The organism is Roseibium sp. Sym1 (genome assembly GCF_027359675.1).
Classification (GTDB): domain Bacteria; phylum Pseudomonadota; class Alphaproteobacteria; order Rhizobiales; family Stappiaceae; genus Roseibium.
Map to the genome: position 1 here is coordinate 2,218,094 of NZ_CP114786.1, position 14,324 is coordinate 2,232,417.

Below are 14,324 nucleotides of genomic sequence, written 5' to 3' on the forward strand. Positions count from 1 at the left end.
CGGGCTCTTTGAGTTTTCGAAAGGGAAGTGAAATGGTGCGTCATTCCGGATCAGCGCTCGGCTTCGTTGCACTTGTCCGGGATAACCGACGGCGAGGAAAAACATCACTCCCCCTCCGACCGGGCACGCAGCTCGCGCCGGATGACCTTTCCGGTGGTCGTCAGCGGCAGGGCGTCGACGAATTCGACCTCGCGCGGGTATTCGTGGGCGGCAAGGCGCGTCTTGACGAAGTCGGCGATTTCCCTTGCCAGATCGTCGGACGGCACGATGCCGTTCTTCAGGACGATGAACGCCTTGACGATTTCCGTGCGCTGCGGGTCCGGCTTGCCGACGACGCCGGCCATGGCGACCGCCGGGTGACGGATCAGGCAATCCTCGATTTCGCCCGGGCCGATCCGGTATCCGGACGACGTGATGACATCGTCGTCCCGGCCGACGAAGCGGATCCAGCCGTCCCTGTCCTTCATGCCGGTGTCGCCGGTCAGCAGCCAGTCGCCGGCGAATTTCTTTTCCGTGGCTTGCCTGTTGTTCCAGTAGCCCAGGAACATCACCGGGTCGGGGCGCCTCACGGCAATGTTTCCGAGGGTCCCGGGCGGCAACTCCTCGCCCTGGTCACTGACGACACTGACCGTGTGGCCGGGTACCGGGCGTCCCATGATGCCGGGCCGGGCTTCCATCAGCCTGGCGCAGCTGGAAACGATCATGTTGCACTCGGTCTGGCCGTAGAACTCGTTGATCGTCAGTCCGAAGGTCTTCCGGCCCCAGTCGATCAGTTCGGCGCCGAGCGTCTCGCCTCCGGAGGCAACGGATCTGAGGTTCAGCCGCCAGGTTTTTTCCGGCTCGGCGACCTGGCGCATCATCTTGAGAGCGGTCGGCGGCAGGAAGGTGTTGCGGATCTTCTGGTCCTGAAGCAGCTGGAAGGCGGCGTCCGCCGTGAACTTCCGGAAGCGGCAGGCAACCACGGGCACACCGAGATAGAGCGCGGGCAGCAGCACGTCGAGCAGGCCGCCGATCCAGGCCCAGTCGGCCGGTGTCCAGATGCGGTCGCCGGGCTGACCGAGGAAGTCATGGCTCATTTCAACGCCGGGCAGGTGGCCGAGCAGCACGCGGTGACCATGGAGCGCGCCCTTGGGCTGGCCGGTCGTGCCGGAAGTGTAGATGATGATCGCGGGATCGTCCGGTGCCGTGTTACAGGCCTGGAACGTGTCCTGGTGTCCGGCCATGTGGCTGGCGAGATCCTCCGCCGCGCCGTCTTCTCCGTCGACGCAGAACACGGTTGTCAGTTCGTGCAGGCTGTCGCGGAGCGGTGCCAGCTTGGCGGCTCCGTCCAGATCCGTAATCACCGCCTTGGCGCTGGAATCCTTCAGCCGGTATTCCAGTGCTTCCTCACCGAACAGGGTGAACAGCGGGATGGTCACCGCGCCGAGCTTCAGGGCGGCAATATGGGCATAGGCGGTTTCCGGGCGCTGGGGCAGGAGAACGCCGATCCGGTCGCCGGGCTGGACGCCACGGCTCTTCAAGAGGTTCGCGAGCTGGTTGGACAGGCGCTGCAGGTCGCCATAGCTGTAATGGGCCTCGTCGCCGTTTTCATCGACAAAGACGAGGGCTTCCCGGTCCGGTTCCCTCTCGGCCCAGGCGTCGCAGACGGCAACGCCGATGTTGAACCGATCCGGAATGTCCCAGGCAAATTTTCCGGTGAGGGCCTCGTAGCTTGTTGCGTCAGGCAGCAGCATCGCTTTCCTCCGCCAGTGCGAGCAGGATGGTGCCGTCTGTGACCTGTTCACCTTCGCTGACCAGCACCTCGCCGACAACGCCGTCGCGCGGGGCCTTCAAGGTGTGCTCCATCTTCATGGCTTCCAGGATCACCAGCGGCTGGTCCTTCGTGACCGTATCGCCCGCCTTGGCGCTGAGCACCTTGACGAGGCCGGGCATCGGTGCAATCAGCTGATCGCCGGCGCCTGAGGCCTCCTCGTCCGCGCTGAGCGCGTCGGGAAGACCGACAGGGTAGGCATGGCCGCCAAGAAACACCGTCAGGCCCTTCTTTCCCTCTGCGACGACCGCACGGGCCCGGTGACCGGAGCGGTCATAGGTGATCGCGCCGCCCGTGACATCTATCAGCTGGTAGTCGTATGCCCCCTTTGCCAGATGGACCTGGAAGCAGCGGTTGCCGAGGGCATGCACTTCCACGTCCTGGCGCTCGCCGCCCGTTTCGAGCAGGGCAAATTGGCGCGAGGCACTCCAGATGCGCCAGCCGGCCAGTGCGTCGAACGGGTCGCTGCCGGCGGCCGGCCGTGTCAGGCCAAGTGCGGTCAGGGCCGCGAGTGCAACCGCGTCCTCCGGCATGGCCGGTTCCTCGATCAGGCTGTCCAGATCGCGGTCGATCAGGCCGGTGTCGACATCGCCCTTCGAAAAGCCGTCGTGGCGGCAGAGGGCCGCGAGGAAACCGGCATTGGTGACACAGCCGGCGACCTCGGTCGCTTCCAGGCTTGCGAGCAGTTTGCCGAGCGCTGCCTCGCGGGTCGGACCATGGACGATTACCTTGGCGATCATCGGGTCGTAGAAGGGCGTGATCTCGTCACCGGAGCGCACGCCGCTGTCGACGCGGGCGCTTGTCTCGGGCAGGGCCAGATGCTCCAGCGTGCCGATGGCCGGCAGAAATCCCTTGGGTGCGTCTTCCGCATAAAGCCGGGCCTCGAAGGCCCAGCCGGTGAAGGAGAGCTCGTCCTGGGACTTCGGCAGCGGCTCACCGGACGCGACACGCAGCTGCCATTCCACGAGGTCCTCTCCGGTGATCATCTCCGTGACCGGATGTTCCACCTGCAGGCGCGTGTTCATCTCCATGAAGTAGAAGCGGTCCGCCTTGAGCCCCTCGGAGACATCGGCGATGAACTCGATGGTGCCGGCGCCGGAATAGTCGATGGCCTTGGCGGCCGTCACCGCCGCCTCGCCCATGGCCTTGCGCATCTCTTCGGGCATGCCCGGGGCGGGGGCTTCCTCGATCACCTTCTGGTGGCGGCGCTGCAGCGAGCAGTCGCGTTCGAACAGATGGACGGCATTGCCGTGGCTGTCGCCGAAGACCTGGATCTCGATATGGCGCGGCTTGGTGAGATATTTCTCGATCAGGACACGGCCGTCGCCGAAGCTGGCCTCGCCCTCGCGCTGGGCACCTTTCAAAGCCTCGGTGAAGTCCTTCGGATCGTCGACCCTTCGCATGCCCTTGCCACCGCCGCCGGCACGCGCCTTGATCAGGACCGGGTAGCCGATCTTGTCGGCTTCGCCTTTCAGGAAATCCGGATCCTGATTGTCGCCGTGATAGCCGGGCACGACGGGCACACCTGCATCGACCATCAATGCCTTGGCGGCGTCTTTCAGCCCCATGGCGCGGATGGATTTGGCGCTCGGGCCGATGAAGGCGATGCCGGCTTTCTCAAGCGCCTCGACAAAGTCCGGGTTTTCCGACAGGAAGCCATAGCCCGGATGAACCGCTTCGGCGCCGCTCTGCCGGCAGACCTCGATGATCCGGTCCGTTTTCAGGTAGCTTTCGGCAACCGGCGCCGGGCCGATGCGAAAGGCCTCGTCGGCCATGGCGACATGCTTGGCGCCTGCATCCGCGTCGGAATAGACGGCAACGGTCTTGATGCCGAGGTCTCTGGCGGTTGTCATGACCCGGCAGGCGATTTCGCCGCGATTGGCAATGAGGATCTTCTTGAACATCAGCTGTCCGCCCTCCCGAGCGCGGTTGTCAGATAGGTGTGGCTCGCCGCGTCGAAGGCGACCAGTGTAACGGTTTTCATGTCCGGCAGGTCCATCAGGACGCGGCGGAGCGTTGCAACGGCGATCCCGGCGGCCTGGTCCGCCGGATAGCCGTAGATGCCGGTCGAGATGGCGGGAAAGGCCACCGTCCGGCAGCCGCTTTCGGCCGCCAGGCGCAGGCTGGTCTCGTAGCAGCTCGCCAGCAGCTCCGGTTCGCCTTCGCTGCCACCGCGCCAGACCGGGCCGACCGTGTGAATGATGAACCTGGCCGGTAGTCGATAGCCCTTGGTGATCTTGGCCTGGCCGGTTTTACAGCCGCCCAGCAGCCTGCACTCATGAACAAGGTCCGGGCCGGCCGCGCGGTGGATTGCGCCATCGACGCCGCCGCCGCCGAGCAGCGAGGAGTTGGCAGCGTTGACGATGGCATCAACCTCGAGCTTTGTGATGTCGCCAATAAGCGTTTCGATCCGGCTCATCAGCTGGCCTCCGCCTGCAGGTCTTCCACGAGCCTGAAGCGCTCGCAGACGAGCTCCATGTCCGGGGCAAAACCGCCATTGCGTTCGAAAAACGCCTTATGGTCCCGGCGCCAGCCCGAGAGGTCGTCGTTTTCGCCCTCGGCAAGGGCAAAATCCTCGGTCACATCGCAATAGCGCGTGACAGTGACCTCCAGCGTCTCGATGACGAGGGCCGGAGATCCGTCCCAGCTGAGGGCAATGTCCCGGCGACCTGCCACGGGCATGGTTTCGCCGCCCTCCCCAAAATCGCGCAGGGCGCCGCAGGTGGCGGTCTTCCTGCCGGACCGCACGAGCGCGATCAGCTGATCGCTCAGCTCCTCGCTGTCGCCGAACTTGAAGATTTCGGCATCCGGATAGGTCTGTTTGAGATCGGTGATGGACATGGCCTACATCCGGAACAGGCCGAAGCGGGTGTCCCCGATCGGGGCGTTCAGCGCGGCCGACAGGGACAGCCCGAGAATGTCGCGGGTCTTGCGCGGATCGATGATGCCGTCGTCCCACAGGCGCGCGGTGGCATAGAGCGGGTGGCCCTGTTCCTCGAACTGGTCGATGATCGGCTGCTTGAAGGACTGTTCCTCTTGCGCAGACCAGGAGCCGCCCTTGCGCTCGATGCCGTCGCGGCGGACGGTGGCCAGCACGCCGGCGGCCTGTTCCCCGCCCATCACGGAAATGCGCGAATTCGGCCAGGTCCACAGGAAACGCGGACCGTAGGCACGGCCGCACATGCCGTAATTGCCGGCACCGAAGGAGCCGCCGACCAGCATGGTGATCTTGGGAACGGAGGTGGTCGCCACCGCCGTCACCAGCTTGGCGCCGTCCTTGGCGATGCCGCCGCTTTCATACTTCCGGCCGACCATGAAACCGGTGATGTTCTGCAGGAACACCAGCGGCACCTTGCGCTGGGAACAGAGCTCGACGAAATGCGCGCCCTTGACCGCGCTCTCGGAAAACAGAACGCCGTTGTTGGCGATGATGCCGACCGGCATGCCGTGGATATGGGCAAAACCGCAGACCAGCGTGGTGCCGTAACGTGCCTTGAACTCGTCGAAGCGGGACCCGTCGACGGTGCGGGCGATCACTTCGCGTATGTCATAGGGCGTTTTCAGGTCCGCCGGCACGACCCCGAGGATTTCGTCCGGGTCGTAGAGCGGGTCTTCCGGTGTCTGCAAGGCGACGGACGAGGTCTTGGTGCGGTTCAGGCTGGCGATCGCGCGGCGGGCGAGGGCAAGTGCATGGGCGTCATCGCGGGCAAGATGATCTGCCACGCCCGACAGGCGCGTGTGCACGTCGCCACCGCCGAGATCTTCCGCGGTGACTTCCTCGCCGGTCGCGGCCTTGACGAGCGGCGGGCCGGCCAGGAAGATCGTGCCCTGGTTCTTGACGATGATGGTCTCGTCGGACATGGCCGGCACATAGGCACCGCCCGCGGTGCAGGAGCCCATGACAACGGCGATCTGGGCAATGCCCTTTGCCGACATGTTGGCCTGGTTGTAGAAGATCCGGCCGAAATGATCGCGGTCGGGAAAGACCTCGTCCTGGTTGGGCAGGTTGGCGCCGCCGGAATCCACCAGGTAGATGCAGGGCAGATTGTTTTCCTGGGCGATTTCCTGCGCCCGCAGGTGCTTCTTGACCGACAGCGGATAATAGGTGCCACCCTTCACGGTGGCGTCGTTGGCCAGGATCATCACTTCCTGGCCTTCCACCCGGCCGATGCCGGCGATCATGCCGGCGGCCGGGGCGGCGCCGTCATACATGTCATGGGCGGCGAGCATGCCGACTTCGAGGAAGGGTGAGCCCGGATCAAGCAGGCGGGAGACGCGCTCACGCGGCAGGATCTTGCCGCGCGACACGTGGCGCTGACGGGCGGTTTCGCCGCCGCCGTCGAGCGCGGTCTGCGCGGCCGCCTTGACCGTGTCCATGGCGGCCTGATGGGCTGCCCTGTTGGCGGCGAATTGCTCGGATTTGGGCGAAAGGCTCGATTTCAGGATGCTCATGTCATCCGGTCTCCCGTCAAGGATGGGGTTGTGTCCGGTGCAACGGCCTTGCGCACCAGCTCAAGATAAAGCGCTTCGATGTCCTGTTTGGAGAGGTGGCCGCCTTCGCGGTACCAGTTCGGAATGCCGGTCAGCATGGCAATGATGGCGCGGGTGGCGACACGCGCATTGGCGACCGCGTAGCGCCCCGCGGCTGCCCCTTGCGCAAGGATGTCAGAGAGGATTGCCTCGTAGCGGCTGCGCTCGGTCTCGACCACGTCGAAATTGTCCGGCTCGAGATTGCGCAGTTCCATGTAGGCGATGAACACCTCGTCGGCCTTTTCCAGGTGATAGCGGATATGGAACCGCACAAACCGTTCCAGCGGATCCATGTCTTCTGCAAGATCGCAGGTGTCCCACGCGTTGAGCAGGTCCGCCATGTGGGACAGCATCAGGTCCTTCAGGATGTCCTGCTTGGTCGGGAAGTGGTTGTAGAGCGCGCCGGGACGGACGCCGACATCGGAGGCGATCTCGCGCATGGAGACGGCGGCATAGCCGGAGGCGGCAAAGCGCTTCAGCGCCGCTTCGCGCACGCGCGCGGCGGTTTCCTGGCCCTTTGCACGGGACGGGCCACGTGTCTGCGATTTTTCGGCGGCGCCGGTCATCACGTTCCTCCCGGACCGTAAAATAAATGAACGATCATTCATTTACAAGCGGGTTTTCCATGAACGGAGGATCTGAAACAAAGAATGGCCCGGGAAGTAGGTCTGTTGTCAAAAAACTTACATGGATAAGCTGTTCACAGTCATTCGAACGAACAGCCACATTTGTTTCAAGGGGACCGATTGATGACCGAAGAGAGCGCAAAGACCTGGGTCGAGGCCGAATGGGCGGACAGTCTCGACGAAGAACTGGAAATGGAAATCGATGATCTGCTGGTGGCCAAGGATCTCGCCTTCATCTCGGAAAAGAAGCACAAGTCGCCGCTCGAGCGGAACACCTATTTCCACGAGTTGCTGCGCCTGCAGGCAGAGCTGGTGAAGCTGCAGGACTGGGTCCAGCATACCGGCGAGAAGATCGTCATCGTCTTCGAGGGCCGGGACGCGGCCGGCAAGGGCGGCGTGATCAAGAGGATCACCCAGCGTCTCAACCCGCGCGTCGCCCGCGTGGTCGCCCTGCCGGCGCCGACGGACCGGGAAAAGAGCCAGTGGTATTTCCAGCGCTACGTGCCGCATCTGCCGGCCGCCGGTGAAATGGTGCTGTTCGACCGCTCCTGGTACAACCGCTCCGGTGTCGAGCGCGTGATGGGTTTCGCGTCGGACGATCAGGTCGAGCAGTTCTTCAACGACGTGCCGGAATTCGAGCGCATGATCGTGCGTTCCGGCGTGCGGCTGATCAAATACTGGTTCTCGATTACGGACGAGGAGCAGCAGCTGCGCTTCCTGATGCGTATCCACGACCCGCTGAAACAGTGGAAGCTGTCGCCGATGGACCTGGAATCCCGCGTTCGCTGGGAGGATTACACCAAGGCCAAGGAAGAGACGTTCGAGCGCACCAACATTCCGGAGGCGCCTTGGTTCATCGTCGAGGGCAATGACAAGAAACAGGCGCGCCTCAACTGCATCAGCCACCTGCTCTCGATGATCCCCTACGAGGATATACCTCACGATCCCATCCACCTTCCCGAGCGGGTCTACAACCAGGACTACGAGCGCAAGGTCCTGCCCGAGCATCTCTACGTTCCGCAGAAATTCTGAGGCGCTGCCGAGAGGCGGTTCCTGCCGTTCGGCGCGACCGGTCGGCGTTCGACCGCCCTTGCAGTTCCCGCGGGTTCGTGCCATTTGAGTAGCGTGCCTCAAAAATCAGGGAAGGATGCCAGGATGGGTGACAAGAATATCCGGTGGGGGATCGTTTCGACCGCCAATATCGGTCTGGAGAAGGTCATTCCCGGCATCCAGGTCTCCGCGACCGGGACGGCCCATGCCATCGCCTCCAGGGATCTGGAGAAAGCGCAGGCTGCCGCGAACGATCTCGGCATCGCGAAGGCCTACGGATCCTACGAAGAGCTGCTCGCCGATCCGGAGATCGACGCCATCTACAATCCGCTGCCCAACCACATGCATGTGCCGGTGACGGTCCAGGCGGTGAAGGCCGGCAAGCATGTCCTGTGCGAGAAACCGATCGCGCTCAATGCCGACGAAGCCAGGCAGTTGCTCGACCTGCCCAAGGACAGGCTGGTTGCCGAGGGCTTCATGGTGCGGGCCCATCCGCAATGGCTGAAGGCGCGCGAGATCGTGCGCTCCGGGGCGCTGGGCGAACTCAAGGCGATCCAGACGTTCTTCAGTTATTACAACGACGATCCGGGCAATATCCGCAACATGGCCGATATCGGCGGCGGAGCGCTGCTGGACATCGGCTGCTACACCATGCTGGCCGGCCGCTTCTTCTTCGAGGCCGAGCCGGAACGCGTGGTCTCGCTGATCGACCGGGATCCGGACTTCGGAACCGACCGGATGACCAGCGCCCTGCTCGATTTCGGCAACAACCGGCATCTGAATTTCGTGGTCTCGACCCAGCTGACGCCCTATCAGCGCATTCAGCTGGTCGGCACGAAGAAGCGCCTGGAAATCGTCATTCCGTTCAACGCGCCCCAGGGTGAAGCCGTCCAGATCCGCCTCGACGACGGCTCGATCCTGGGGGACGGCTCCATGCAGTCCGAGATCATCGCGCCGTGCGATCAATATGCCGAGCTGGTCGATGTCTTCGGCCGGGCGATCAGCGGCGACGCGGCTCTGCCCTACGGGGTCGAGGACGCGGTCCAGAACATGAAGATCCTGGATGCCATCTTCGCCTCGGCGGACGAGGGTGGCTGGGTGAGCGTGGGCTGAGCCACGCCGTTTATTAGACAGACCAGAAGTCCCGGTTTCGGCCGGGACTTTTTTTGTGGCGCCAATTTTCAGCCAGGCATTCCGGCCGAGCCTTGCGCCTGGCCGGGATCAGGAAAAACGGATTGGTCTTGAGGTGCTGACGCACCCCGACAGCTAGACGTGTGCGAAGGCGAATCCCCTTTCTTGCCTTTCAAGCACACCGAATTTCTCAGTCGCAAGATGGGTCGCCGCAAAGGGGACCTTCTCGACCGCGAGCCGCTCGAACAGTGCCTTGCGGGTTGTCGCCGCCTGCCGCGGATCGCTGTCGAGGGCGTAGTGGATGTCCGGGTTGGCGAATTGCAGCGCATCGGACACCACGGCATCGGCCGCGAGCAGCGTTTCCTCGCGGCCGGAGGAAAGGTGAACGATCTGGTGGCCGGGCGTGTGACCCGGGGCGGGCTCAAGACGGATGCCGTTGCCGAGATCGGTTTCGCCCTGGTGCAGCCGGACCCGGTCCTTCAGCGGAGCGGCCAGCGACTGGATCAGCGCGATCAGCGGGCGCCGGTCTTCCGGGACTGATGCCGGCAGGGCCTCGTCCGTCCAGAACGCCCATTCGGCGGCCTGGAGATGGATCTCGGCTTCCGGAAACAGGCAGACGCCATCGGCAACGAGTCCGCCGATGTGGTCGGCATGCATGTGCGTGACGATGATGTCCGTGATCGCGGCGCGGTCCTCGGCCCGGTCGTCCCGGCTCCACTCCAGGGCCCCACTTGCCGGAAAACGGTCCCTGAGCCAGTGGCCCGAACCTGCATCGACCAGAACGCGCCGGTTTCCCGCCTCGATCAGCCAGGTGTTGGCACCGAACCGGGCGGTCGGCGTGACCTTCGCGGCTTCACCGCATGCGAGATTGGCGAAATAAGCGGCGGGAATGTCCAGAAAACCGTCCGGCAGGGCGGTCACCGTCAGGTCGCCGACCGTCCTGGTGGTGCCTGCCGCGGCAGCCATGGCCTGATCGAACATTGATGTCTCCTTCCAAATGCTGTCGGACTGGAGACTAGGTGGGGGAAGGGGACAGGGCGATTGGCGCAAATGACAATAAATATGCTAAATCAGCCAAATGACACAGCCGCCAGCCATTGCCATCCTTGCCTATCCGGGAGCTCTCCAGTCCGCCGTTCTCGGCCTCATGGACGTGCTGGGGTATGCCAACCGTGACGGACGGGACGCCTTCCGTCTTGATGTGCTGGAGGCTTTTTCGCCGGAGCCGGACAGGTATGCCGCGGTGATCCTGCCGCCGTCCCTGGGAGGCGTGCATCCGGAGGACGTCCCGGATCTGCCGGGGTTTCTTGAGCGCCAGCACCGCAACGGCGCCGTGGTCTGTTCGGCCTGCACGGGGCTGACCTTTGTTGCCGCGGCCGGTCTTGCCGGCGGGCGCAAGGTGACAACCCATTGGGGGCTGGAGCAGAGGCTCGCGGCCGCCTATCCCGATCTCTGTCTCGATACCGACCGGCTCCTGATCGAATATGGCGACCTGATCACTGCCGGCGGGCTGATGGCCTGGGTCGATCTGGCGCTCGCGCTGATCGAACGGTTCCTGGGCTATGCGGCGGCGGTCGAGACCGCGCGCCATTTCATCGTCGACTTCCGCCGCCGCGACCAGCGCCGGTTCCGCCGCTTCCTGCCGGAGCTGCGCCACGGCGATGCCGCTGTCCTGAAAACGCAGCATTATCTGGAACAGCGCGCGCAAGGCAGGGTTACGGTTGTCGACATGGCGTCGGCAAGCGGCCTCTCCGGCCGGTCATTCCTGCGGCGGTTCAAGGCGGCAACGGGCCTTGCGCCCAAGCATTACCTGCAGGAACTCAGGATCGAGCGTGCGCGCGATCTGCTGATCGATACGGAGCTGAATGTTGCGGAGATCTGCTACAAGACCGGCTACAGCGATCCACCCTCCTTTGTGCGCCTGTTCACGCGGCTCTCGGGCCTGACGCCGGGGGCGTTCCGGGAACAGTACCGGCGGGAAGGCCAGCGTCAGGACCCATGACATTTTGCATCCAGGCGCCAGTCGGACGCCTTGGTCGCGGAGAAACGTTGCCCGGCATGTGACACGAGAGAGTTTCCCGGCTGCCGCCGTAGACGGTTCAAGGGGGGCGAAAAGCCGAAACCCCCGCCGGGGCGGGGCATTCGAAAGGTCATAATTGAGCCATGTGTCCCGGGCTATGCGCGCCTGTGGCCAAGTTTTGATTCTTTTGCCATTTCCGCACGTTTGACCGAGTAGTTGGGGGCCACCATGGGATAGGTGGCGGGCAGGTTCCATTTCCGCCGATACTCCTGGGGGGTCAGGTTGTATTTGGTCTTCAGGTGACGGGTCAGGAACTTGAAGGGTTGACCGTCCTCCAGGCAGAAAATGTACTCCGGTGTTACGGAACTCCGGACAGGAACGGCCGGAACGAGCGGCGGCGGCTGCGGCGATGCCTGCGCGTTGGCGGCTTTCTCCAGCGCTTCATGCACATCGCGTATCAGGCCGGTCAGGTCGGCGGCGGCGACGTTGTTGTTCGTCACATAGGTCGAGACGATGTCTGCGGTGAGCGCCACCAGGTCGTTCATCTCCGGTGCAATTCCATTTTCCGCATCCAGCATGTGGTCTCCTTGTCATGCGATTTACGGCTGCGTCCGATTCGCCCCGGGGCGTGTCCGGATAAGGATCCAAAATAGATTTGTATAAGGACTGCAAATTTCAAGTACTGCTCAAAATTTTTGCAAATAAAAATGTAACAAAACAAATTCTCGAGACATTTCTGGCGTTTTTCGGGCGGCTGCGTGTACTCGCCAAGAAAATCGTGATGCGCCGCCGCGATTCGAGAAAAATATTCCAATAAATCGAGATTAACTTAACAATTTCAGCCAAAAAATTTTCGGGATAGGGGTATTTCAAGGTAGAGTTTCGGACCATCCAGAACCCCGTCTAGGAGAAATTCATGGTTCAGGTAGAAATTCGGAAAATACAGCCCATAAATATTATAAAGTAAACTTAAGTAAATTAAGGGGCGAGCATATGGGGGCTTGGCTCGGGCGGTTCAAGGGGGCGATCAAAGATGTGATCGAACTTGAAAAGAATATGAAAATCATAGTGTTGTAAAAATATGACTCTAGGATTCAATGTTCATGTCTGGCATTTTCAGGCTTGAAATCAGGTTCGATAGCGACCTTTTTAGAAACGCGCCAACAAGTCGGCATATGTATTCCCGATATGTTGGAAGTTTTGATCAAGCGCTGAGAGGGGCGAGATAAAGTATTCTCAGCACCTCTTCCCCCGGTGCGAATCTGAAATGGAGTTGAATGATGTATCTCAAGAGCTTGATGCTCGGTGCCGCGTCTCTGGCGGCGGCAACCACCGCGCAGGCGGCCGACCTCCCGGTGGCTCCGGAGCCTGTCGACTATGTGCGCGTTTGCGACGCCTACGGCGCGCGCTTCTATTACATCCCGGGCACGGAGACCTGCCTGCGGGTCGGTGGACGTGTCAGAACCCAGGTCGTCGTGAACAATACGCTGGACGACGGCGCGTTCAGTGATCGCGACGAGGACGGATATTCCTGGCTGGCGCGTGGTTATGTCTATCTCGACGCGCGCACCGCGACGGAATTCGGGACCCTGCGCTCCTACATTTCGATCTACACCAGCAACACCAACGGCGTCACCAGCACGACGCTCGACGACGCCTACATCCAGTGGGGCGGCTTGACCGCGGGCCGGGCGACGTCGAACTTCGACATCTACACCGGACAGGCGTTTATCGGCGTTGTCGACCGGGACTGGTCCGACGTGACCACCAACCAGATCGCCTATACCGCGGCCTTCGGCAACGGGTTCTCCGCGACCATCGCCCTGGAAGACCGTTCCGAGCGTGAATATGGCGCGTATGGCGGCACCCGTGCGCCGGACGTGGTCGCGGCTCTTGGCCTGTCCCAGGGTTGGGGTACCGCCCAGTTGTCCGGTGCGCTTCACCAGGTCTATCCGGATGTCGCCAACAACAACGCCACTAGCGGAGAGGACGATCTCGGTTGGGCTATCGGCGGTGGTGCGAGCGTCAATCTGCCTTTCGCAAACTCCGGTTCCAACGTGTTCTTCCAGGGTTTCTACGCGGATGGCGCGCTGGCCTATATCACCACCTATGACGGTGTTGCGGACTACAATGGCAACGACACCTCCAGCGGATACTCCCTTTCCGCGGGTGCCTACATCCAGGCAACGTCCACCGTCGGCCTTGCCGTTGACGGCTCCTATGTAGATATCGATGCCGCGACCGGCTTGAACGACGTGACCCGGTACGCGATCGACGGCTCGATTCAATGGGAGCCGGTTTCGGGCTTCGTGATGGGTGCGGATGTCGGTTATGCCAATACCGACGTCGACACGCAGGGCGACCTGGACGAGCTCCTCTTCGGCGTTCGCATGCAGCGCACGTTCTGATCCCCTTCCAAGACTTCTGACTGAAGACCTCCACCTCCAGTCAGTCAAACGGCCCGGCAGGCTCCAATCTGCCGGGCCGTCCCCGTTTCGGGAGAAGCGTGCCGGAGCGTAGGGACGAAAGTGAAAGTGTCAGCACGCACATGCATATTCCGCGACCGCGCCGGGGTCCCGAGGCGTTCCGCTGCGATAATCGCGCCGATACAGTGATCGCGTCCTGGCAGGATCCAGGCGAAGCAGGAAATTCTTGGCATACTGCGCAGGAAAATTGACAATCTATTCCGAAATCCTGCGAATATTTCAAATTATATTAGTATAAATATCAATAAAATAGCGTAGTAAAAGTATATTAATGGAAGTTACGCGATGATCTCATACATAACGTTGGGTGAGTTATCATGGCGAAATCTTCGCAAATGAAAGTGGCGCAGCTCGTTTCAGCATATGAACATCGTCTGGATCAGGACAGGCGTGAATTGCTGGCCTCCGGTGACGCGGGCAACGAAGGGGCTGACCCGAGCAAGTTCGCCGTTGTTCGTTTCATCGCTCACAGGATTGCCGGCAGCGCGCGGGTTTTCGGATGTGAGGAATTGGCGGATCCGGCCAGAAACGTTGAGCGGTTGGTGGATGAAGGCGCTGCATCAGACGTCATCGTTGGGGCCGTGAACGAATTGACGCGACGTATCGACGAGACATTGGCGTCCGGTCTGCCGGAACCGGATTGGATGAAATAAAGCGTGTGTTCAGCGACG

Annotated in this window: 13 protein-coding genes; 5 read left to right on the forward strand and 8 right to left on the reverse strand. The window is 62.2% G+C overall.

The features are described 5' to 3' along the window. Positions 1-104 precede the first annotated feature (104 nt). From O6760_RS10195 to O6760_RS10220, 6 genes are read right to left on the reverse strand one after another with little or no spacing between them, the layout of a single operon-like run. Entirely contained in the window at positions 105-1,733 is a 1,629-nt protein-coding gene (locus tag O6760_RS10195) for an acyl-CoA synthetase (RefSeq protein ID WP_269585267.1), read from the reverse strand. After that, the gene (locus O6760_RS10200; RefSeq protein WP_269585268.1) at positions 1,720-3,714 is read right to left on the reverse strand and encodes an acetyl/propionyl/methylcrotonyl-CoA carboxylase subunit alpha; all 1,995 of its coding nucleotides are present in this window, start codon (positions 3,712-3,714) and stop codon (positions 1,720-1,722) included. Before O6760_RS10200 ends, O6760_RS10195 begins: the two co-directional genes overlap by 14 nt. Continuing rightward, positions 3,714-4,229 carry an O-acetyl-ADP-ribose deacetylase gene (locus O6760_RS10205; RefSeq protein ID WP_269585269.1) on the reverse strand — a complete coding sequence of 172 codons (516 nt, stop codon included), beginning with the start codon at positions 4,227-4,229 and terminating at the stop codon, positions 3,714-3,716. Before O6760_RS10205 ends, O6760_RS10200 begins: the two co-directional genes overlap by 1 nt. Then, positions 4,229-4,651: an ASCH domain-containing protein gene (locus tag O6760_RS10210; protein ID WP_269585270.1), complete on the reverse strand. Its 423-nt coding sequence runs from the start codon at positions 4,649-4,651 to the stop codon at positions 4,229-4,231. The genes O6760_RS10205 and O6760_RS10210 overlap by 1 nt, the downstream gene beginning before the upstream one ends. Before the next feature lie 3 nt (positions 4,652-4,654). Next, positions 4,655-6,262, reverse strand: coding sequence for a carboxyl transferase domain-containing protein (locus tag O6760_RS10215; protein WP_269585271.1), 1,608 nt, complete (start codon positions 6,260-6,262; stop codon positions 4,655-4,657). Further along, a complete protein-coding gene (locus O6760_RS10220; protein ID WP_269585272.1) occupies positions 6,259-6,906 on the reverse strand; it encodes a TetR/AcrR family transcriptional regulator in 648 nt (215 codons plus the stop codon). The genes O6760_RS10215 and O6760_RS10220 overlap by 4 nt, the downstream gene beginning before the upstream one ends. A gap of 183 nt (positions 6,907-7,089) precedes the next feature. Here O6760_RS10220 and ppk2 point away from each other — a divergent pair, with 183 nt between their 5' ends. Together ppk2 and O6760_RS10230 are read left to right on the forward strand one after the other, a co-directional pair. Beyond that, positions 7,090-7,998 carry a polyphosphate kinase 2 gene (gene ppk2, locus O6760_RS10225; RefSeq protein WP_269585273.1) on the forward strand — a complete coding sequence of 303 codons (909 nt, stop codon included), beginning with the start codon at positions 7,090-7,092 and terminating at the stop codon, positions 7,996-7,998. 123 nt (positions 7,999-8,121) lie between these two features. Next, positions 8,122-9,129, forward strand: coding sequence for a Gfo/Idh/MocA family protein (locus O6760_RS10230; RefSeq protein WP_269585274.1), 1,008 nt, complete (start codon positions 8,122-8,124; stop codon positions 9,127-9,129). 153 nt (positions 9,130-9,282) lie between these two features. Here the strand turns inward: O6760_RS10230 and O6760_RS10235 are convergent, their stop codons facing one another. Continuing rightward, a complete protein-coding gene (locus O6760_RS10235) occupies positions 9,283-10,128 on the reverse strand; it encodes an MBL fold metallo-hydrolase (protein ID WP_269585275.1) in 846 nt (281 codons plus the stop codon). 97 nt (positions 10,129-10,225) lie between these two features. On the opposite strand from O6760_RS10235, the gene O6760_RS10240 reads away from it, so the two are divergent. Next, entirely contained in the window at positions 10,226-11,149 is a 924-nt protein-coding gene (locus tag O6760_RS10240; protein WP_269585276.1) for a GlxA family transcriptional regulator, read from the forward strand. 173 nt (positions 11,150-11,322) lie between these two features. On the opposite strand, the gene O6760_RS10245 is transcribed toward O6760_RS10240, so the two are convergent. Next, positions 11,323-11,745 (reverse strand): MucR family transcriptional regulator, encoded by a 423-nt coding sequence (locus O6760_RS10245; RefSeq protein WP_269585277.1) that lies wholly within the window; start codon positions 11,743-11,745, stop codon positions 11,323-11,325. 702 nt (positions 11,746-12,447) lie between these two features. Between O6760_RS10245 and O6760_RS10250 the strand changes: the two genes are divergently transcribed. Beyond that, positions 12,448-13,575 carry a porin gene (locus O6760_RS10250; RefSeq protein WP_442969921.1) on the forward strand — a complete coding sequence of 376 codons (1,128 nt, stop codon included), beginning with the start codon at positions 12,448-12,450 and terminating at the stop codon, positions 13,573-13,575. A gap of 395 nt (positions 13,576-13,970) precedes the next feature. Beyond that, positions 13,971-14,306, forward strand: a complete 336-nt coding sequence (locus O6760_RS10255; protein WP_269585279.1) for an Hpt domain-containing protein — start codon at positions 13,971-13,973, stop codon at positions 14,304-14,306. The last annotated feature ends 18 nt before the right edge of the window (positions 14,307-14,324 follow it).

Bases quoted from the DNA above. Each gene is read 5' to 3' on its own strand.
- O6760_RS10215 (WP_269585271.1), bottom strand. From the start codon at position 6,262: ATGAGCATCCTGAAATCGAGCCTTTCGCCCAAATCCGAGCAATTCGCC.
- O6760_RS10210 (WP_269585270.1), bottom strand. From the start codon at position 4,651: ATGTCCATCACCGATCTCAAACAGACCTATCCGGATGCCGAAATCTTC.
- O6760_RS10205 (WP_269585269.1), bottom strand. From the start codon at position 4,229: ATGAGCCGGATCGAAACGCTTATTGGCGACATCACAAAGCTCGAGGTT.
- O6760_RS10250 (WP_442969921.1), top strand. From the start codon at position 12,448: ATGTATCTCAAGAGCTTGATGCTCGGTGCCGCGTCTCTGGCGGCGGCA.
- O6760_RS10255 (WP_269585279.1), top strand. From the start codon at position 13,971: ATGGCGAAATCTTCGCAAATGAAAGTGGCGCAGCTCGTTTCAGCATAT.
- O6760_RS10230 (WP_269585274.1), top strand. From the start codon at position 8,122: ATGGGTGACAAGAATATCCGGTGGGGGATCGTTTCGACCGCCAATATC.
- O6760_RS10235 (WP_269585275.1), bottom strand. From the start codon at position 10,128: ATGTTCGATCAGGCCATGGCTGCCGCGGCAGGCACCACCAGGACGGTC.
- O6760_RS10200 (WP_269585268.1), bottom strand. From the start codon at position 3,714: ATGTTCAAGAAGATCCTCATTGCCAATCGCGGCGAAATCGCCTGCCGG.
- ppk2 (WP_269585273.1), top strand. From the start codon at position 7,090: ATGACCGAAGAGAGCGCAAAGACCTGGGTCGAGGCCGAATGGGCGGAC.
- O6760_RS10240 (WP_269585276.1), top strand. From the start codon at position 10,226: ATGACACAGCCGCCAGCCATTGCCATCCTTGCCTATCCGGGAGCTCTC.
- O6760_RS10195 (WP_269585267.1), bottom strand. From the start codon at position 1,733: ATGCTGCTGCCTGACGCAACAAGCTACGAGGCCCTCACCGGAAAATTT.
- O6760_RS10220 (WP_269585272.1), bottom strand. From the start codon at position 6,906: ATGACCGGCGCCGCCGAAAAATCGCAGACACGTGGCCCGTCCCGTGCA.
- O6760_RS10245 (WP_269585277.1), bottom strand. From the start codon at position 11,745: ATGCTGGATGCGGAAAATGGAATTGCACCGGAGATGAACGACCTGGTG.